At 66.6% G+C, this 17,945-nt stretch carries 20 protein-coding genes; 15 read left to right on the top strand and 5 right to left on the bottom strand.

The genetic code is table 11. The features are described 5' to 3' along the window. Positions 1 to 2: 2 nt before the first annotated feature. Positions 3 to 785, bottom strand: a complete 783-nt coding sequence (locus FHU38_RS24810) for an ArsR/SmtB family transcription factor (RefSeq protein ID WP_167176939.1) — start codon at positions 783 to 785, stop codon at positions 3 to 5. A gap of 162 nt (positions 786 to 947) precedes the next feature. On the opposite strand from FHU38_RS24810, the gene FHU38_RS24815 reads away from it, so the two are divergent. The 5 genes from FHU38_RS24815 to FHU38_RS24835 all read left to right on the top strand — a co-directional run bounded on the left by FHU38_RS24815 (position 948) and on the right by FHU38_RS24835 (position 7,708). Continuing rightward, entirely contained in the window at positions 948 to 1,214 is a 267-nt protein-coding gene (locus FHU38_RS24815) for a hypothetical protein (RefSeq protein WP_167176941.1), read from the top strand. 66 nt (positions 1,215 to 1,280) lie between these two features. Next, a complete protein-coding gene (gene pglW / locus FHU38_RS24820; protein ID WP_167176943.1) occupies positions 1,281 to 5,639 on the top strand; it encodes a BREX system serine/threonine kinase PglW in 4,359 nt (1,452 codons plus the stop codon). Continuing rightward, a complete protein-coding gene (locus FHU38_RS24825; RefSeq protein WP_167176945.1) occupies positions 5,636 to 6,028 on the top strand; it encodes an Imm1 family immunity protein in 393 nt (130 codons plus the stop codon). Before pglW ends, FHU38_RS24825 begins: the two co-directional genes overlap by 4 nt. A 74-nt stretch (positions 6,029 to 6,102) precedes the next feature. Beyond that, on the top strand, positions 6,103 to 6,753 hold the full coding sequence (locus tag FHU38_RS24830) for a GNAT family N-acetyltransferase (RefSeq protein ID WP_167176947.1): 651 nt from the start codon (positions 6,103 to 6,105) through the stop codon (positions 6,751 to 6,753). A gap of 73 nt (positions 6,754 to 6,826) precedes the next feature. Next, positions 6,827 to 7,708 carry a YDG/SRA domain-containing protein gene (locus FHU38_RS24835; RefSeq protein ID WP_167176949.1) on the top strand — a complete coding sequence of 294 codons (882 nt, stop codon included), beginning with the start codon at positions 6,827 to 6,829 and terminating at the stop codon, positions 7,706 to 7,708. Between the two features lie 22 nt (positions 7,709 to 7,730). Here FHU38_RS24835 and FHU38_RS24840 read toward each other — a convergent pair whose 3' ends face one another. Genes FHU38_RS24840 through FHU38_RS24850 form a run of 3 tightly spaced genes read right to left on the bottom strand, consistent with a single transcriptional unit; the run spans position 7,731 to position 8,604 of the window. After that, the gene (locus tag FHU38_RS24840) at positions 7,731 to 7,994 is read right to left on the bottom strand and encodes a hypothetical protein (protein WP_167176951.1); all 264 of its coding nucleotides are present in this window, start codon (positions 7,992 to 7,994) and stop codon (positions 7,731 to 7,733) included. After that, positions 7,991 to 8,359 (bottom strand): hypothetical protein, encoded by a 369-nt coding sequence (locus FHU38_RS24845; RefSeq protein ID WP_167176953.1) that lies wholly within the window; start codon positions 8,357 to 8,359, stop codon positions 7,991 to 7,993. The genes FHU38_RS24840 and FHU38_RS24845 overlap by 4 nt, the downstream gene beginning before the upstream one ends. Next, positions 8,356 to 8,604, bottom strand: a complete 249-nt coding sequence (locus FHU38_RS24850) for a zinc finger protein (RefSeq protein WP_167176955.1) — start codon at positions 8,602 to 8,604, stop codon at positions 8,356 to 8,358. The genes FHU38_RS24845 and FHU38_RS24850 overlap by 4 nt, the downstream gene beginning before the upstream one ends. 138 nt (positions 8,605 to 8,742) lie before the next feature. Here FHU38_RS24850 and FHU38_RS24855 point away from each other — a divergent pair, with 138 nt between their 5' ends. The 10 genes from FHU38_RS24855 to pglX all read left to right on the top strand — a co-directional run bounded on the left by FHU38_RS24855 (position 8,743) and on the right by pglX (position 16,521). After that, a complete protein-coding gene (locus tag FHU38_RS24855; RefSeq protein WP_009152137.1) occupies positions 8,743 to 9,600 on the top strand; it encodes a helix-turn-helix domain-containing protein in 858 nt (285 codons plus the stop codon). After that, positions 9,597 to 9,797, top strand: coding sequence for a DUF397 domain-containing protein (locus FHU38_RS24860; protein WP_167176957.1), 201 nt, complete (start codon positions 9,597 to 9,599; stop codon positions 9,795 to 9,797). Before FHU38_RS24855 ends, FHU38_RS24860 begins: the two co-directional genes overlap by 4 nt. Before the next feature lie 73 nt (positions 9,798 to 9,870). Further along, positions 9,871 to 10,221, top strand: a complete 351-nt coding sequence (locus FHU38_RS24865; protein ID WP_167176960.1) for a hypothetical protein — start codon at positions 9,871 to 9,873, stop codon at positions 10,219 to 10,221. Between the two features lie 23 nt (positions 10,222 to 10,244). Then, positions 10,245 to 10,445 carry a DUF397 domain-containing protein gene (locus FHU38_RS24870; RefSeq protein WP_167176962.1) on the top strand — a complete coding sequence of 67 codons (201 nt, stop codon included), beginning with the start codon at positions 10,245 to 10,247 and terminating at the stop codon, positions 10,443 to 10,445. Between the two features lie 33 nt (positions 10,446 to 10,478). After that, the gene (locus FHU38_RS24875; RefSeq protein ID WP_167176964.1) at positions 10,479 to 10,778 is read left to right on the top strand and encodes an NIPSNAP family protein; all 300 of its coding nucleotides are present in this window, start codon (positions 10,479 to 10,481) and stop codon (positions 10,776 to 10,778) included. Between the two features lie 43 nt (positions 10,779 to 10,821). Next, positions 10,822 to 11,181, top strand: coding sequence for a hypothetical protein (locus FHU38_RS24880; RefSeq protein ID WP_167176966.1), 360 nt, complete (start codon positions 10,822 to 10,824; stop codon positions 11,179 to 11,181). A gap of 203 nt (positions 11,182 to 11,384) precedes the next feature. After that, entirely contained in the window at positions 11,385 to 11,984 is a 600-nt protein-coding gene (locus FHU38_RS27575) for a hypothetical protein (RefSeq protein WP_313886902.1), read from the top strand. Continuing rightward, on the top strand, positions 11,981 to 12,334 hold the full coding sequence (locus FHU38_RS24890; RefSeq protein WP_167176968.1) for a hypothetical protein: 354 nt from the start codon (positions 11,981 to 11,983) through the stop codon (positions 12,332 to 12,334). The genes FHU38_RS27575 and FHU38_RS24890 overlap by 4 nt, the downstream gene beginning before the upstream one ends. Continuing rightward, on the top strand, positions 12,331 to 12,678 hold the full coding sequence (locus FHU38_RS24895; protein WP_167176970.1) for a hypothetical protein: 348 nt from the start codon (positions 12,331 to 12,333) through the stop codon (positions 12,676 to 12,678). Before FHU38_RS24890 ends, FHU38_RS24895 begins: the two co-directional genes overlap by 4 nt. Before the next feature lie 225 nt (positions 12,679 to 12,903). Then, positions 12,904 to 16,521 carry a BREX-2 system adenine-specific DNA-methyltransferase PglX gene (pglX, locus tag FHU38_RS24900; protein WP_167176972.1) on the top strand — a complete coding sequence of 1,206 codons (3,618 nt, stop codon included), beginning with the start codon at positions 12,904 to 12,906 and terminating at the stop codon, positions 16,519 to 16,521. Positions 16,522 to 16,538: 17 nt separating this feature from the next. Here pglX and FHU38_RS24905 read toward each other — a convergent pair whose 3' ends face one another. Continuing rightward, positions 16,539 to 17,810: an IS110 family transposase gene (locus tag FHU38_RS24905; protein ID WP_243852283.1), complete on the bottom strand. Its 1,272-nt coding sequence runs from the start codon at positions 17,808 to 17,810 to the stop codon at positions 16,539 to 16,541. Positions 17,811 to 17,945: the final 135 nt, after the last annotated feature.

Below are 17,945 nucleotides of genomic sequence, written 5' to 3' on the forward strand. Positions count from 1 at the left end.
CGCTAGCCGGCCGGCAGCGGCTCGCCAGTCTCGAGCAGGGTCTTCAGCCCGGAGAGCAGGTGGGGCCAGCCCTGGCTGAACAGGCCGAGGGCGGTGCTGCCCGGCTCGCTCTCGTGGATGACGGTGAGCTTGACGGTCTCGCCGAGTGGCTCGAGCTCGAAGGTGACTTTGGACCGGGGTTCCTCGGCGAGCTTGGCGAGGACCTCCTCGCTGATGCCCGCCGCTTTCGCCCACTGCGGCGTGAACGTGTGCCAGGTGTAGGAAAGCCGCCGGTGTGGCTGGGCCTCCAGCACGACTTGTTCGGGGTCGGAGATCGTGTTGCCGCCTTCTTCCCACGTCATCGTGGACCCGACTGCCCAGTCGGTCTCGAAGGCCACGCCCCAGTAGCGGCGGGTGAAGGCCGGATCGGTGAGCGCCTGCCACAGCCGCTGCGGGGTGGTGCGGATATATGTCGTGTAGACGAAGTCGTTGCTGCCCATGGGTTGCTCCAATGCTGATTTCAGGTCGGCCAGAGCCTGCGCGCGTTCGCGGTGGTAGCGGTTGATCCAGCGATCGGCGATGGCGGTGATGGGCTCGGCGTTGAGGTAGTGCAGCTTCTGCCTGCCTCGCCACACGGTCGTGACCAGGTTGGCGTTCTCCAGCACGGCCAGGTGCTTGCTGACCGACTGCCGTGCCATGTCCAGCCCCGCGCACAGCTCACTCAGGGTCTGCCCGTTCCTGGTGTTGAGACGGTCCAGTAGCTGACGCCTGCTGGCGTCCGCCAGTGCCTTGAAGACCTCGTCCATCACGATCCGTTCCAATATGCAGCCGTTCGGCTGCCTCTCTTTATAGGCAGCCTGGAGGCTGCATGTCAAGGGTGCTGCCGAGCCGGTTGACGTGGCAGGATGCCGCCCGTCCGTCGAAGGGCAGCGACGACCATGAGCGAAGACCGTGGAGAGCAGGATGAAATGGCGACACACGAGGAGACCCTCGCCCAACTCGAACAGGGCTCGCAGAACTGCGAGAACATCCACGGTGTCATTCAGAACGCGCTGCAGTTGGCCACGAACCTGTCCGAGTTGGTGCAGAACAGTCTGGGAGGCACGACCGCGTACGACGAGGTCGGCGGCTACTGCGAGAGCGTTACGAACCAACTCGCGCTGTCCGCGCAGACCGTCGAGCAGACCAAACACGCCATCGACAACCTGATGGTCCGCTTCCACGGCGCACCCTGAACCTGCCCACGCCCGGTAGGATCGGGCTCGCCGCACGGGGACAAGGTCGAGGAAGAGGTGGGCGCGTTGGCCAGCGGTGGGAAGTCGGCGCCGAAGCCCAAACCGCCGCCCGCTCTCCAGCGGTGGTTCCAGGAGCGGACCTCGCCGTATCCGTGGGAGCAGGACGGCCTCGACCATGTGAAAGACCTGATGCCGCAGGCCGAGCCGTATCGGGCCTGGGCCACGTTCTCCTTCACTGCCGCTTCCGGCCGCGTCAACGAATGCGATCTGCTGATCGCCGTGCCGGGCGGGCTGTACCTGGTCGAGCTGAAGGGCCACCCCGGCAGGGTGGTGAACAACGGGAACACCTGGAGCTTCTTCAAGGACGGCTCGCGGCGCGAGCGGATTCTTCGCAACCCGCTGCACCTGACCGACCTGAAGTGCAAGGAGCTGAAGAGCCGGCTGGAGTGGGCGGCCAAGCAGTTGCGCATCACCCAGCGCGTTCCCCGGGTCGAGCCCGCGATCTTCCTGTCCGCTCCTGACCTGCGGTCGGAGTTGGACGAGGTGCAAAGCACCCGGGTGTACGGCAGGGATGGGGTGCCCCATGGCTTGCCGTGGATCTGGCGCGACCTGCTCGCCAAGCCCCCGCAGCGCGAGCACCAGCGGGTAAGCCCGGAGTTCTCCCGGCATGTGCTGCCGAAGCTGCTGGAGAAGATCGGCATCAGCGTCTCCACGGCACATCTGCGTTTCGGCGACGACTGGACGCTGTCCGGCGAAGCGCTCGACGCGGGGCCGACGTGGGAAGACCGTCTCGCCGAACACAAGGGTCTGGTTCCGCAGGAGGGCCGGGTCCGGATCTATCTCACCGAGCGGCAGGCGAGCGACGAGCGCAGGCAGTCGGTGGACCGGGCCGCCCGGCGTGAGTACCAGGTGCTGCAGGGCATCAACCACCGCGGGATCGCGCAGGCCGTGCAGATCCGGGAGCACCAGGCAGGGCCCGCGATCCTGTTCCAGCACAAGAGCAGTGACCTGCGACTGGACTCCTACCTGGACCTGCACGGCGATCGGCTCAGCTTGCAGACGCGGCTCGACCTGGTCCGCCAGCTCGCCGAGGCGGTGCAGTACGCGCACCAGCGCGCGCTCTACCACCGGGCGCTGGCGGCCCGCTCGGTCTACGTGTCGGCGAAGCACGACGGCTCCCAACCCGTGCTGCGGATCATCGACTGGCAGGCCGCCGCGCGAGACTTCGACACCACCGGGTTCTCCTCCATCGGCAACACATCGCTGACCGGCGAGCATCTGGCGGGCGCCGCCGAGGTGTATCTGGCACCGGAGTTCGACACGCCCTACGCCGACCCGGTGGACCTCGACATCTTCGGGTTGGGCGCGCTCGCGTATCTGTTGCTCACGGGGCAGCCGCCCGCCACTCAGCGCAGCGGGCTCATCGAACGGCTCGCCGAGAACAAGGGCCTGCACCCGTACGCGGTGTCGGACGGCATCTCCGACGCGCTCGACGCGCTGGTGTTCGACGCCACCCGCACCGACCTCGCGCAACGGCTGGACTCCGCCGACGCGTTCCTCAAGCGGCTCGGCAGCGCGGAGTGGCAGTCGGTGCCGAGCGCGGCCACGCGGACCGTGGACCCGCTGGAGGCGACCACGGGCGAGATCGTCGACGGCGACTGGGTGGTGGAGCGCGTGCTGGGCACGGGAGCCACCGCCCGCGCGCTGCTGGTCTCACGCACGCAGGAGGACGAGGACGGCACCGCGCAAACCGAGCGCCGGGTGCTGAAGATCGCGCTGGATGAGAACAAGGCCGCGCGGCTGCAGGCAGAGGCGCGGGCGCTGGAGGTGGCGGACGGCGGCGTGGTTGTGCGGCTGCTCGACGGCCCGCGCGAGCTGGGTGGGCGCACCGTGCTCGATCTGGAGTACGCGGGCGGGCAGGACCCGGACGGTCGCACGCTCGGCGAATTGCTGCGCGCCGAAGGCAGGCTGAGCTACCACTACCTGGAGCGGTTCGGCCGGGACCTGTTCACCGCGCTGGATCAGCTTGCGGGCAAGGGAGTTCGGCACCGCGATCTGAAGCCGGACAACTTCGGTGTCTACCGCAGGGCCGACCGCTCCACACAGCTGATGCTGTTCGACTTCTCGCTGGCCGACGCCTCGGACCGCGACGTGAAGGCGGGCACGCGGGGTTATCTCGACCCGTTCCTGGACACCGCTCGCCGCCCCGGCTACGACGACCACGCGGAGCGGTACGCGGCAGCGGTGACGCTGCACGAGATGGCGTCGGGGCAGCGGCCGGTGTGGGGCGACGGGATGACCGACCCGCGCACCACCACCGACGAGGTACCGGCGATTGCCGCCGACCTGTTCGAACCCGCGCTGCGCGATGAGTTGACCGCCTTCTTCCTGCGCGCGTTCCACCGGGATGTGGATCGCCGGTTCGACACCTTCCGGCAGATGGAGGACGCCTGGCGGGCCGTGTTCATCTCGGCCGATGCGGCGGCGCCGGTCACCACGCCCGGCACGGTTGGGTTGGAGGAGTCCTCCCTTGAGGAGACCCGTGACGCGCATGCCGCGGCCGCGAAACTCGACACGCAGTTGGAGGCTGCCGGTCTGACGCCTCGCGCGGTGTCGGTGGCGCACTCCTTCGGCGCCACGACGGTCGGTGAACTGCTCGACGTGCAGCTCTACGAGATCGCCAAGGCGCGCGGCGCGGGCGCGGTGGTGCGCAAGGAGCTCAACCGCAGGCACAAGCAGTGGAGCCAGGCACTGCTGACGCCCGGCGAGGACCGGGGTCGCGCCGCGACTCCCACCGAGGGCCAGCTCACCATCGACGATATGGCCGCGCTGCTGGCCCCCAAGTCCGCGCGGCGTGGTTCGAAGCGCGCCGATGTCGTGCGGCTGGTGCTGGGCCTGCCGAACGGTGACGGCCTGCCGCATACCTGGCCGACCCAGTCGGAGGTGGCGCAGCGGCTGGACATCACGCAGGCCACCGTGTCGAACCACTACCGCGCGGCGGTGAAGGAATGGGCGGCCATGCCGTGGCTGGCCGACGTGCGCGACGAGCTGGTGGAACTGCTCGGCGAGGCAGGCCGGGTGATGACCGCGCACGAACTGGCCGCCGCGCTACGTGCCCGGCACGGCGTGGCCAGGGACGACTCCGCGCAGCGCACGGCCGCGCGAGCGGTCGCGATCGTGCGGGCCGCGGTGGAAACCGAGGTCTGGACCGGATTGCAGGCCAAGGAGCCCGACGACGAGCCTCGGCTGGTTGCGGCGCGGAGGGGCAGGCAGGTGCTGGTCGCGTTGGAGTCGATGCCCGGCTCCAACGATCCGAGTGCTCCCGAGCTGGCCGACTACGCGGTGGCGCTGGGTGCGCGCGCCGACGAACTGGTTGCCGAGGAGCCGCTGCCCGGCCGGGGCGTGGTGGTTCGCGAGCTGCGGGCTGTGCCCGCGCCGGAGGGTTTGCCGTCGCTGGCGGACACGCGGCTGGTGGAGCTTGCCGCGGAGTTGTCGGCGCGGGCCGCCGTGTCACCTCGGCTGGAGCTCTATCCCACGGAGTTGGAGCTGGTGCGCGCGTTGCGGATCTCGCAGGCGGGTGCCGGGGTGCGCCGCGAGCCCGGTGTCACCATGGAGGACCTGCTGGCCAAGGTGCGGGCGCGGTTCCCCGCTGTGGTGCTGGACGAGGATCTGACCCACGTGCGGTTGGAGGAGGCGCTGCGCGCGGCGGGCTTCCCGCTGGAGTACGACACCGCGACCAGGCGGTTCCGTGCGCGGGCGCCGGAGTTGTCGCGGGTGGCGACGTCGTCGAGCACCGCCATGAGCGGGCACGGCAGGCTGCGTGCTGCCGGTCTGGACCCGCGCGATGTGTTGGCGGCGAAGCTGACCTCGGCGGTGGAGCGCGGCGGGTTCCTGGCACTGACGTTGCGGGGTATCTACCTGCCGGGGGCGGCGGAGGCGCTCGCGGCGAGCTACCCGTTGCAGTCGGTGAACGTGGACCGCGAGTTCCTGTCGGTTTTCCGGGCGCTGGCCACCGAGCGTGGGCAGGACTGGGACAAGGTGCGCAAGCTGGATGCCCGCTACAGCGAGACGGGGGAGCCGTCGCGGGGCCTGGCCGCCTACGCGCGGGACGCGTGGAACCGGGTGCAGCAACGGCTGCTCGACCTCGCCGAGGGGAAGCAGACCATCCTGTTCCTGCACCACGCGAGCCTGCTCGGCCGCTACTACGACCAGGGCGGCCACCAGCTGTTGACGGGTCTGCAGAACGCGGCGAGGCGATCCGACGAGGTGCCGCACGGGCTGTGGCTGCTGTGCCCGGCGGACTCGGCGCTGGAGACCCCGCAGCTCGACCAGCGCATCGTGGAGGTGCTGACCGACTCCGAACGCGTGGTGCTGGACCGGCAGTTCCTCGCCACACTGCGCGGCGAAGCGGGCAACGTAGCTTGAACTACCACGCCGCTGTTCCGGTCGGGCACGATCAGGGATACGACCTTGAGCTGACCGCAGCCGCCGATGTCGATGAGCTAATTCGGCTGCTCAGCCTGGACGACGCGGGCGCGGCCAGTATCCAGCGCACCGAGGTCGACCCGGTGCTCGACGTGCAGGTACACGACAGGTTCGGATACCTGATGTACGTGGGTGACCAGATGTACGGCTACAGCGTGGGTGACCCGGATTCGCCCGACCTCGCCGACTTATCGGAGGTCGGGTTTCCGGCGGGCACAGGTGTGCCGTTGGAGCGGTTTCGTGCCGCGCTGGTCGAGTTCATTACGAAGGACGGAGCGCTGCCGTCCGTGGTTGAGTGGCGTCCGGTGGAGCAATTCGCGGGCGATTGAGCGTGATGGGTCCGCCCGCTGAGCCCTAGCGAAAAGCACCTGCTTCGCCGCCACCGTTCGGCAACCATGGGTGGATGCTGGTCGACCACTTCCCGCCGCTCGGATTGCTGTTGCGCACGCCGCGCCTGGAGTTGCGAATCCCAACGGGCGAGGCGCTGGCCGACTTGGCCGACCTCGCGGTGGACGGTATTCACCCGCCCGAGACCATGCCGTTCGTCTTTCCCTGGACCGACCAGCCTCCCGCCGAATTGGCACGTGATGTCCTTCGGCATCACTGGCGGCACCTGGCCAACTGGACGCCGCAGAACTGGTCGCTGTTGCTCGCCGTGTTCCGCGACGGCACGGTGGTGGGGCAGCAGGCGCTCAGCGGCCGGGAGTTCGCCACCAGCCGCGAGGTGACTACCGGCTCCTGGCTGGGGCAGCGGTATCAAGGCCAGGGCATCGGCACCGAGATGCGCGCGGCCGCGCTGCACCTGGCCTTCGCCGGGCTCGGGGCTGAAGCGGCGATCTCGGGCGCGTTCACCGACAACCCGGCATCGTTGGCGGTGTCGCGCAAGCTCGGTTACCAGCCGGACGGCATCAGCAGGCACGCCGTGCGCGGAGAACTGGCCATCGAGCAGCGAATGCGTTTGAGCCGGCAGAACTGGGAGCGCCACCGAAGCATCGACGTAACCATCGAAGGCTTGGAGCCGTGCCTGCCGCTGTTCGGGCTCGACGACGGGTGAGGTAGCCACTGCAGCAGTGAATCGTCTTCGCATTGTTACTGGCTGATCGACAACAGCAAGATAGGTTGCTGCCGTGGCGCGGCAACGCGAGTATGGCGAAATCCCCGGCTACCCGGAAGGTACCGAGTTCACCAATCGCAAGGAGTTGGCTGACGCGGGCGTTCACCGCCCGTTGCAGGGAGGCATCTCCGGCGGTAAAGATGGTGCCGACTCGATCGCCGTCTCCGGCGGTTATCCAGATGATGAAGACTTCGGCAACGAGATCATCTACACCGGTCAGGGCGGACGCGATCCCGCTACGGGCAAGCAAGTAAGAGACCAGGAACTCGTACTCGGGAATATTGGCCTCGTCCGTAGCCGGTTGGACAACCGACTTGTCCGTGTTATTCGTGGGGCACACAAAGGCGGTAAACACGCACCCGAGCGGGGCTACCGCTATGACGGACTCTTCTGGGTAGATGACTATTGGCACGACATTGGTCGCGATGGCTACCGGATCTGGAGATTCCGGCTTGTCAAGCTCGTGCCAGACAGCGACTCGGCGAGGCGGTCAGTTCCAGCTTCGACCCGTCGCACTGAATCCGTGAGCTCACGGATCGTGCGAGATCGAACAGTCGCCGAGCAGGTCAAAGCTTGGCACAACTCTGCTTGCCAAGTCTGTGGCACTTGCTTGCAGACAGTTGCGGGACCCTATGCGGAAGGCGCTCACATTCAAGGGTTGGGTCGGCCGCACAACGGTCCCGATGATGAGAGCAACATGCTGTGCTTGTGCCCGAACCATCATGTTCTTTTCGACTCCGGCGCAATTCACATCGACGATGACTTCGTGGTCTGGGACTCGATCGAGCAAACCAGGATCGGGCCGTTGCGAAGGGTCAGTGAACACCGCATCGGGCTGGATTTCCTGCGCTACCACCGGCAGCACTATGCCAGCCCGCAAGACCGCGCGTCTTGAACAACGCCACCGACGCGTATCGCTATGCCGCGTGCCCTGGCAGGCCGTAGGCTCGCGCCACAGCCGACTCCACTTCAGTACAGTCCACTTCGGCCTCCTCCGCGACGGTGAAGCCCAATTCCAGCAGCAGGAAGCCGATGGCTCGAAGGGCCGGGATGCTGTCCGCAAGCCCGGCGTCCTTGCGTTCGTAGAGCCCTTCGGTCTCGCTGTCGATTGCTCGCGCGATGCGCAGCAGCGCCGCCTGGATGTCCTGGTGTGCTGGTGGGTGCAGCACGGTGGGTTTCACGCGAAGTCCCCCTGGGCGGGTGCGGGGTAGGCCAGCATTCGGCGGGAGAGCCGCCGCAGGTCCAGCCCGGCGGCACGAATGGCCGTGGTGTCGCCTGGTGCGGCTTCTTCCAGATGCGCGAGCGAGCCGATGGCTTCGTGGATCGCCGACCACAGCAAGGTGTCGTAGTCGGCGACGGCCGGCGTGTACCATGTGGACGGTCGGCAGGTTTCGAGGATGCCGCGGCCGGTGTCGTGCAGGTACTCCAGACTGCCGCTCGTGAGCCTGCACATCTCGGCGAGCACGTCGTCCAGCGCGTGCCATTGTGACCTGGTGAGAATGGTGTGGGTGGTGCCGAGTCCGGTGCTCGGTCGGGGGTCGTTCATGCGTTCTCCGGCAGCGGTGGGATTTCCTCGGGTGGGAAGCCGTCACGGACGCGCCATTCGTGGTCGCAGCGCCAGCAGGTGGGGGCGTAGCAGCAGCCGCTGAGTTCGACGAAGTCCCGCTCTCGTGGCGTGACTTCCGCCCCGCACAGCGCGGTGAACACCACTCCGGGGTGCGGGATCGCTGTTGTGCCGGTGTCGTAGGCATGCCGTCGCCCGTTTGCCTGCTGCCACCGGAACCTGGTCATCTCGTGCCCCCGCGAGATCATGGCTGCCGACGCGACCCTCGCGTCCTGGGAAAACGCTCTCTGTCTACGCCGCGTAGCCGCAATGTCCCGATCGAGTGACTGATACCAAGGGGGCCCGGATCGCTACTATCCCCCTTCATGGGGGCTGACGCGAACGGCCTGACGACGCGGGCCAGAGCGCTTGTCGCGGCGATCAGGAACCTCCTGGACAACGCCGGGATGAGTGGGCGCGAGCTGTCGGAACGGCTCGGGCTGAGCCACAGCACGGTCTCGCACTGGCGAACCGGGCGTCGCTTGCCGACGCCGGAGGATGTCGCGTCGCTGCTGACCCTGCTGGGTGTGACGGGGCAGGAGAAGCAGCGGCTCGTGGAAATGGCGCGGCACGCCGCTGAGCCGAACTGGCTCGTGGTTGGAATGCCGGGTATCCCGCAGCAACTGGCGGGAGCCATCGAGTCGGAGCGTTCGGCCTCCGCGATTGCCCAATGGGCAAGGGATGTCGTGCCCGGTCTGCTACAGACTGCCGATTACGCGCGAGCGTTGGCAGCCGCCAGTGGTTTGCCGCAGAACGAGAGCGAGGCGCGAGTGCTGCTTCGGATCGGCCGCGCCGAGGTGCTGACTCGGCGTCATCCGGTGCAACTGCTGGCGTTGATCGGTGAGGACGCTCTGCGTGAGCCGGTCGGCTCCGCACTGGTGATGGCGGACCAACTCCGGCACCTCAAGGAGATGAGCGACCGGAGCAACGTCACGATCCAACTGGTGCCAGCACGGGTGGGTTGGCACCCCGGCTGGGCAGGTCCGTTCGTGTTGTATGACTTCCCCGACGCGCCCTCGGTAGTGCACTTCGAGCACTACAGTTCGGGAGCGTTCGTCCTGGACGAGGACGACGTGAGGGCCTACCGCAGCGCCGTGGAGGTCATTCGCGGTGTCGCGAGAAGTCCCGCTGATTCGGCGGAACTCATCGGAAAAATCGCTGAGGAATTGGAGCAGGCGGCATGACATCGCAACCGCAGTGGAAGAAGAGCAGCTTCAGCAACCCCAACGGCGACTGTGTCGAGTTCGCGCCTGCCGTGGACGGCACCGGTGACGTGTTGGTGCGGCATTCGAAGCGTCCGGATGAGGGCGTGATCCGCTACACCGCCGATGAGTGGCGAGCCTTCGTGGCGGGCGTGAAGCACGGCGAGTTCGACCTGTAGCGGGCTCCGGGTCGTGGGTGTCGGGAGCGAGTCTCCGGACACTCACGACCGCAATGCCTCGGCGATCGATGCTATGAGCAGCGTCAGAGACAAGACCGAAATCACGTTGATGTTCGAGTGGTCCGCCGGTCCGTTCTGGGTTTCGGTGAACGACGAGGTTTCCGACGAATACGGTCCGGACGAGATCGACGAGGTCGTGCCGCTCAGCGACGAGCTGATCGCTGCGGTCGCCGAGTGGGACGAGCGGATGCAGTGCACCTACAACGACGAGGTTCCGCAGGACTCGGGCATTCTCGATCCGGAACAAGAAGCTCGGTGGAAAGCCGACGGTCGGGAACTGGCGCGGCGGCTGAAGGCTGAGGTGGGAGCGGACGTGCGGGTGGAGTACGCGCCGCTCGGCGGTCCCGTGGAGGTCGTCCGATGAAACCGACGAAAGGAGCAGGCGGCATGACATCGCAACCGCAGTGGAAGAAGAGCAGCTTCAGCGGCCCCAACGGCGACTGTGTCGAGTTCGCTGCGGCGGTGGACGGCAGTGGTGACGTGTTGGTGCGGCATTCGAAGCGGCCGGAGGATGGCGTGATCCGCTACACCGCCGATGAGTGGCGAGCCTTCGTGGCGGGCGTGAAGGCTGGCGAGTTCGACCTGTAGTCCTCGAAGCAAGCAGTAAGGGGCGGCTCAGGGGTGCCGAAGACGACGCAGTTACGCATCTACCACGTGCGCGATGGTCTGCTCGATGAGTGGGTGGAGAAGTGGCGCACCTTGGTCGTTCCGCTGAGGCTGAAGTTCGGCTTCGAGATCGAGGGCGCGTGGCTGGATCGCGAACGCAACCAGTTCGTGTGGCTGATCTCGTACGAGGGAACGGAGTCATTCGCGGACCGGAACTCGCGGTACTGGGCATCGGCGGAGCGAGCAGCGATGCGACTCGACCCGAAGGACTACCTTGTGAGCACCGAAACCCGCGAGGTCGAGACGGTCCGGTAGCCGCTGCTTTCGGTGACGGTTGCCGTCGTCCAGGAGGACGTTGGTGAGTGATGAGCTGCAAGACCAGCGGGAACGGTTTCGCGACTTGGTAGCGGCCTGGATGTCGGCGATGAACAACGGCACCGAGCGTCCGGGTGAGGCCGACAGGATAACGGCGAAAACTGATGCCACTGTGGAGACCTGGACGGCAGCGGGAACAGCCGAAGCCGTGCTGGAACCGTTGCTGACCGACGAGTCGGCGCACGTGCGGTGTGCTGCCGCCGCGTACCTACTACGGCAGGGAACAGCCGATCGCGCTTCGGAGGTGCTGGAGGCGATAGCGGCCGACGATGAACTCGGGCTCGCGGCGTCGACGGCGGACACGGTGCTGCTGGTGTGGGAACGCGAGCAACGAGGGCCGTAGAAGTCTCTGCTTCCACTGTTCGCCGCACAGGCTGTCGAGTCGTGCGCGACCATGGAGGCGGGACTTGAACTGACACCTGGGGGAAGTAGTTGTCGGTCGAGGAGTTGGCCGCTGCTGTCGAGCGGGTGCTCGCGGCGCGGCCCATGTCGGCGTTACGGGATGCCGCCGAGTGGCTTGCCGAGACTCGGGCTGTACTGGCTGAAGTGGCGCAGGGCAGCAGCGCACCCGAACTGGTCGCGGCCATCGATGGGTTCGGCCAGGCGAGCGGAAAGCTTGCGCAGGCCGAGCAATGCTGCGGGCGCGTGGAGGTGGTCCTGCGGGCTTACCTGACTGGCCTCGGAGTGGCCGCACCGGGAAGCGCCGGTACGGCTCGCGTCGCCCCTGCCGAGTCAACCCGTCCGACGGTGGATGCGTCGGGGCCCGACCCGGCTCTGATCGCCGAGGTCCGGCGGCAGGGGCACAAGATCAGCCCAGAGCGGGTGGTGCGGATCGCGCGGGTTCGTGACCGGCGGGTGGTGTGGCTGGAAGAAGGCGACGACCACAGCGGTCTGCGGCACATCATGGACCCGCCTCGGATAGCAAGTTTCGAGCAGAAGGGGATCAGCGCACATGAGATCGTGGATGCTGTGTTCGCAGCTCTTTCCCTGGGGCGCCCGGTAGGAATTTCCGGCAGAGATCGCGTCGTCTACGAGTTCTCACATCGTGGAGTCAAGCGGCGGATCGCGATTTCCGTTTCGAAAAATGGATACGTCGTTGGGGCTCACCCCATCGCGGCAACCAGGAAGTTGAAACCATTACCATGACCGACGTGAACAGCACGATTGCCATCATGCTCCAGTTCGATTGGGGTACCGGGCCGTTTTGGGTCTCGGTCGACGGCGAAATCCCCTACGACTGCTGTCCGGACGAGATCAACGAGGTTGTTCCCCTCAGTGATGAGCTGATTGACGCGGTTGCGGAGTGGGACGAGCGGATGCAGCGCACCTACAACGACGACGTGCCGCAGGACTCCGGGATCCAAGACCCGGAGGAGGAGGCGCGGTGGAAGGACGAGGGGCGGGAGTTGGCGCGGCGGCTCAAGGCTGAGGTGGGTGCGGACGTGCGGGTGGAGTATGCGCCGCTGGGTGGCGCGGTCGAGATCATCGAGGGGTGAGTCGCGGTCCGTGGGTGGTGAAGCTGCGGTTCGACTGGGGTGCGGGGCCGTTCTGGGTCCTTACCGACGACCGTGGCTTCGACGACTTCGGTTGCGACGAGATCACCGAGGCCGTGCCCGTCAGCGACGACCTACTCGCTGCCGTGCGGGACTGGGATGAGCGGATGCAGCGCACCTACAACCGTGACGTGCCGCAAAACTCGGGGATGGAAGACCCTGTGGAAGAGGCGCGGTGGAAGGCCGATGGGCGGGAGTTGGCGCGCCGGTTGAAGGCTGAGGTGGGTGCGGACGTGCGGGTGGAGTACGCGCCGCTCGGCGGTCCCATGGAGGTCATCGAGGGGTGACCTGCGAGCGGTCGGGCTGCTGTTGAGGGCCGGTAACGGATTCGCGGCGGTTCGACTGTGCTGAGCTGTTCGGCGTAACGTCACGTCACGTGTTCGCGACACATCGCGAGGCCCAGCGCCGAGGTGGCGGCTGGGTCTCGATGTCCTCGGCGGTTTGCCGCCGTCGATGGTATGGCGACTAGCATCATCCGGGCGGTCTGCCCGGGAGCGAGGGGAGCGGTACGGATGGCGACTCGGGACGCTGACCTGGGGGAACTGGTCAAGGACCTGCGCGGGCAGGTCACGCTGTTGGAGGCCGACCTGCGGGCCCGCAGCGAGGAGGTGCCCGAGTTCACCGAGCCGCTGCGCGCCGAGTACGACGAGGCACGGGAGGCCGGGCGCACGGCCGCGACCTACGAGTCGTGGCGGGACGAGCGGGTCACGCAGGTGGCGGCGGCGTGGATGCTGGGCACCGTGTTCGTCCGGTTCTGCGAGGACAACGGGCTGATCGCCGCCCCCTTTCTCGCCGGGCCCGGCGAGCGGCTGGCTGAGGCGGAGGAACGGCACGAGGCGTACTTCCGGCAGAACCCCAAGGACAACGACCGCGACTGGATCATCGCCGCGTTCACCCAGTTGGCGCAGGCGCACCCGACGGCGGCCGGGCTGTTCGACAAGCGGCACAACCCGCTGTGGGAGATCACGCCCTCCTTCGAGGCGGCGACCGCACTGTTGCAGTTCTGGCGGCGGCGCGGCGATGACGGCGAGATCCGCTACGACTTCACCGACCCCGACTGGGACACCCGCTTCCTCGGCGACCTGTACCAGGACCTCTCCGAGCACGCCCGCAAGACGTACGCACTGCTGCAGACGCCGGAGTTCGTGGAGGAGTTCATCCTCGACCTGACGCTGGAACCGGCGGTGCAGGAGTTCGGGCTGAAGGGGCTACGCACCATCGACCCCGCGTGCGGCTCGGGGCACTTCGTGCTGGGCCTGTTCCACCGGCTGCTGGGCAAGTGGCGCGAGGCCGAACCCGGCACCGACCCGTGGGAGCTGATCCAGCGGACGCTGGGCTCGGTGCATGGCTGCGACAAGAACCCGTTCGCGGCTTCCATCGCGAGGTTCCGGCTGCTGGTGGCGGTGCTGCGTGCCGCGGGCACGGCGCGGCTGGACCAGGCACCGAGTTTTCCGATCAACATCGCGGTCGGCGACTCACTGATGCACGGGCGCGGAGCCCCCGGCATCCAGGAGGAACTTTTCGCGGTGCAGGAGCCGCACACCTACGCCACCGAGGACGTCAACGACTACGTGCGAAGCTGCGACCTGCTGGGCAAGGGCTCCTATCACGTGGTGGTCGGCAACCCGCCGTACATCACGGTGAAGGACAAGCGGGAGAACCAGAACTATCGGGAGCGCTACGACGCCTGCTCGGGCAAGTACGCGTTGTCGGTGCCGTTCGCGCAGCGGCTGTTCCAGTTGGCGATCCGCCGCGACGGCGCTGACCGCGACGCGGGCTTCGTCGGCCAGATCACCGCCAACTCGTTCATGAAGCGCGAGTTCGGCAAGAAGTTGATCGAGCGGTTCTTCCAGTCCGTGCAGTTGACCCACGTCATCGACACCTCGGGTGCCTACATCCCCGGCCACGGCACCCCGACGGTGATCCTCGTCGGGCGCAACCACAATTACCGCCAGGACGACCCGATCCGCGCTGTGCTTGGCGTGCGGGGTGAGCCGAGCCAACCGGAAGAGCCAGCCAAGGGCTTGGTGTGGTCGGCGATTGTCGAGCAGATCAGCCAGCCGGGCAGCGAATCCGAATGGGTTTCGGTGGCGGATCTCGAGCGGGGAAGCTTCGCTCAGCACCCTTGGTCACTGAGTGGTGGCGGGGCTGCGGACTTGTTCACTCAAATGCATGAAGCGTCCCGTGCTAGCCTTAGCGATAGCTCTACAGAAATTGGCCGTAGTACTCACACTGGCCTGGACGAGGCATTCTATCTTCCAAATCATAGTGCGATAACGCAACGTATCTATCACGGTTGCGTCCCTGTGGTATTGGGTGAGGGTGTTCGTGATTACCTGCTTGGTGCCGATCTTGTCACATATTTTCCATATGACGGCCGTGGTGAATCTCGAAAGATGGGTCGGACTGAGGGCGAATTCCTTTGGCAGAACCGGACGGTTTTGCGGGAGCGCGTCGATTTCGGTGCGAAACCTGAAGAACGAAAACTGCGTTGGTTCGACCACAGCATGTTCTTCCCCGCTCGGTACCGCACACCGCTGTCGATTGCTTTTGCGTTTGTGGCTACGCATAACCACTTCGTGTTGGATCGGGGTGGGAAGGTATTCAAGCAGTCCGCGCCGGTGATCAAGCTGCCGGAGGGGGCAGGCGAGGCCGAGCACCTGGCGTTGCTTGGGGTGCTCAACTCGTCCACGGCGTGCTTCTGGCTCAAGCAGGTGAGCCATGATAAAGGCAGTCAGGGCGTCAACGAGGGATTCAAATCACAGGAGTGGGAGCGGTTCTTCGAGTTCACCGGGACCAAGCTTCAGGAGTTTCCGCTGCCCGCCGGCCTGCCACTGGAGTTCGGGCGGGCTCTCGACTCGCTTGCTCAGGAACTTGCCGGTCACGAGCCCTCGGCTGTCGCAGAGCAAGCCGCGCCGACGCGGGAGCGGCTCGATGTGGCGCGCAAGGAACATGAGCGCATCCGGGGGCGGATGATCGCGCTGCAGGAGGAACTCGACTGGACCGTCTACCATTCCTACGGCCTGCTCAGTGACACCGAACTCGGCCAGCTCACGGCGTCCGAGATGGACAGTGTGCCGGAGATCCGGCTTGGTGAGCGGGCGTTCGAGATCGTGCTTGCCCGCAAGGTCGCGGCGGGGGAGGCCGAGACCGCGTGGTTCGAGCGGCACGGCTCCACGCCCGTCACCGAGATCCCCTCGCACTGGCCCGACTGGTACCGGCAGATCGTCCAGGCGCGGATCGACACCATCGAACACCGGCGCGATATCGGGCTGATCGAGCGGCCCGAGTGCAAGCGGCGGTGGGCGTCCGAGTCGTGGGAGAAGAAGGAAGCCGAAGCGCTGCGCACCTGGTTGCTCGACCGCTGCGAGCGGCGCGACATCTGGTTCGGGCTGCGGGACGGCTTCGAACAGCCCCGCACCCGCACCGTCAACCAGCTTGCCGACGCCTTCCGCGACGACACCGACATGCACACCGTCGCCCAGCTCTACGTCTCCGACCACCTCGGCAAGCGCGACCTCACCCTCGCCCAGGTCCTCGAACAGGTCGTGGCCGACCAGCACGTGCCCTACCTCGCCGCCCTGCGCTACAAGGACACCGGCCTGCGCAAACGCGCCCAGTGGGAAGACGTCTGGGAACAGCAGCGCGAGGAGGACCGCACCGGGCAGCGGCTCGACATCCCCGTCCCACCGAAATACAAGTCCAGCGACTTCCGCAAGACCTCCTACTGGACCCAGCGCGGCAAGCTCGACGTGCCCAAGGAACGCTTCATCTCCTACCCCGACGCGCACCCCGACGCCGACCCCACACTGCTGCTCGGCTGGGCGGGCTGGGACCACAAGGACCAGGCCCAAGCGCTGGTCAACATCGTCAACGATCGCACCACCGACGCGGGCTGGGAAACCGACCGGCTCACCCCGCTCATCGCCGGGCTCGCCGAGCTCATGCCGTGGGTGCGGCAGTGGCACGGCGAGGACGACCCCGACTGGGGCGGTGTCCCCGCCGACGAGTACGACGCCTTCCTCACCGACCAGCGCAACACCCACCAACTCACCGAGCACGACCTGAAGGCATGGCGACCCGCTCCCTCCGGCCGGGGTCGCCGCGGCGGCACGAAGGGCAACCAGTGAGACACCTTCTGTCAACCTCAGGCGGCGGTAGCTGTTTGGAGGGTTTTGGATCGGTTGCGTATGTGTACGGCTTCGTCGTAGCGGATGCCTTTGGTGAGGCAGTGCCAGAGGATTTCCAGCCAGCGGTTGGCGAGGGCGCGCAGGGCGCTGTGGTGTGCTTTTCCGGCGGTGATTTTCCGGTCGTAGAACTCGCGCGCCCAGGTCGAGGTTGTGAGGGTGCAGAAGGCCCATTGGTGCACGGCGGTGCCGAGATATCGGTTATGGGCCAGGCGGCGGGCGATGACGAGCTCGCTGCGGCCGGATCGTCGGGTTACGGGTGCGGTTCCGGCGTAGCATTGCAGCCCGTTCGGGGTGTCGAATTGCTCGATGTGATCCCCGATCTCTCCGGCGATCCGGGCGGCGAGGATGTCCCCAAGTCCGGGGAAACTCAGGTAGATGTCACCGCCCGGTATCGCTTTTCCCGGATCGGGATTTCTGGGTTGTTTGGCGCGGCCGTACCGGGTGTCGCCGAGGAGCAGTTCTGCCATGCGGCGTTCCCACGATTTCCGAGCCTCACGCAACGCGAGAAGCTGGGTCGCGGTCAACGAGATTGTGGTGGCTTTCGCGCGGATCAGGTAATCGCGAACCGGGAGTTGCTCGACGGTGAGGGCGTCGGCAACACGGGCGGCGAACCGGTCCGGCCAGCCGTGTCGGGAAGACCGCGCGAAGGACTCGATCGCGTCGGTACCGGCGCCGGCGAGTTGGGCGTGTGTGGGCCAGGTGGCCAGCAGTTTCAGCATGACAGGGCTGCCCAGATCGTCACCGGCGATGGTCAGCGCGGCCGGGAAAGTGGCCAGCAGATCGGCGCGAAGACGGTTGAGCAGCCGCCGCTGGTCCCGGGCCGCTCGTTCGTCATCGCGGGCGATCGAACGCAATTCGCCAGCCAGATTGCCGTGCGGGATCAACTTCCGCAATTCCAGAAACTGATCCAACGCCAGCAAACAACAGATCCGGGCGTCTTCGGCGTCGTCTTTCTTCTTCGCCGGGCCACGACGGCGGGCGACCAGGTCAGGGTTGACCGGCAACACGGTAAACCCCGCGTCGGTCAATGCCTCGACCAATACACCGTGCCGGGTTTCCAACACAACACGCACATCAGCCGGGTCGGTTTCCAACTCCAAGCACCGAGCGATCAACCGGCCCACACCGGCCGCGGTGTGGTCGATACGAAACTGTTCGACGATCCCATTATCAGGTCTGCCGAGCGCGACATCGTGAAACGACTCCGCCCAGTCGATACCAACTCCCAACAAGTGCGTCGATTCCTTTCCCGTCTATGGACACGACAACCGGAGCGGGAGGCATTGCATCGTGCTGATAAACCAGTCCTCACCGGGACGACACCTTCCGAGATGACAAGCCTCCGGCTGAAACCTCCAGGGACG

Source organism: Saccharomonospora amisosensis (assembly GCF_011761185.1).
GTDB lineage: Bacteria > Actinomycetota > Actinomycetes > Mycobacteriales > Pseudonocardiaceae > Saccharomonospora_A > Saccharomonospora_A amisosensis.

Bases quoted from the DNA above. Each gene is read 5' to 3' on its own strand.
- FHU38_RS24810 (WP_167176939.1), bottom strand. From the start codon at position 785: ATGGACGAGGTCTTCAAGGCACTGGCGGACGCCAGCAGGCGTCAGCTA.
- FHU38_RS24815 (WP_167176941.1), top strand. From the start codon at position 948: ATGGCGACACACGAGGAGACCCTCGCCCAACTCGAACAGGGCTCGCAG.
- FHU38_RS24830 (WP_167176947.1), top strand. From the start codon at position 6,103: ATGCTGGTCGACCACTTCCCGCCGCTCGGATTGCTGTTGCGCACGCCG.
- FHU38_RS24845 (WP_167176953.1), bottom strand. From the start codon at position 8,359: ATGAACGACCCCCGACCGAGCACCGGACTCGGCACCACCCACACCATT.
- FHU38_RS24850 (WP_167176955.1), bottom strand. From the start codon at position 8,604: ATGACCAGGTTCCGGTGGCAGCAGGCAAACGGGCGACGGCATGCCTAC.
- FHU38_RS24855 (WP_009152137.1), top strand. From the start codon at position 8,743: ATGGGGGCTGACGCGAACGGCCTGACGACGCGGGCCAGAGCGCTTGTC.
- FHU38_RS24860 (WP_167176957.1), top strand. From the start codon at position 9,597: ATGACATCGCAACCGCAGTGGAAGAAGAGCAGCTTCAGCAACCCCAAC.
- FHU38_RS24865 (WP_167176960.1), top strand. From the start codon at position 9,871: ATGAGCAGCGTCAGAGACAAGACCGAAATCACGTTGATGTTCGAGTGG.
- FHU38_RS24870 (WP_167176962.1), top strand. From the start codon at position 10,245: ATGACATCGCAACCGCAGTGGAAGAAGAGCAGCTTCAGCGGCCCCAAC.
- FHU38_RS24890 (WP_167176968.1), top strand. From the start codon at position 11,981: ATGACCGACGTGAACAGCACGATTGCCATCATGCTCCAGTTCGATTGG.
- pglX (WP_167176972.1), top strand. From the start codon at position 12,904: ATGGCGACTCGGGACGCTGACCTGGGGGAACTGGTCAAGGACCTGCGC.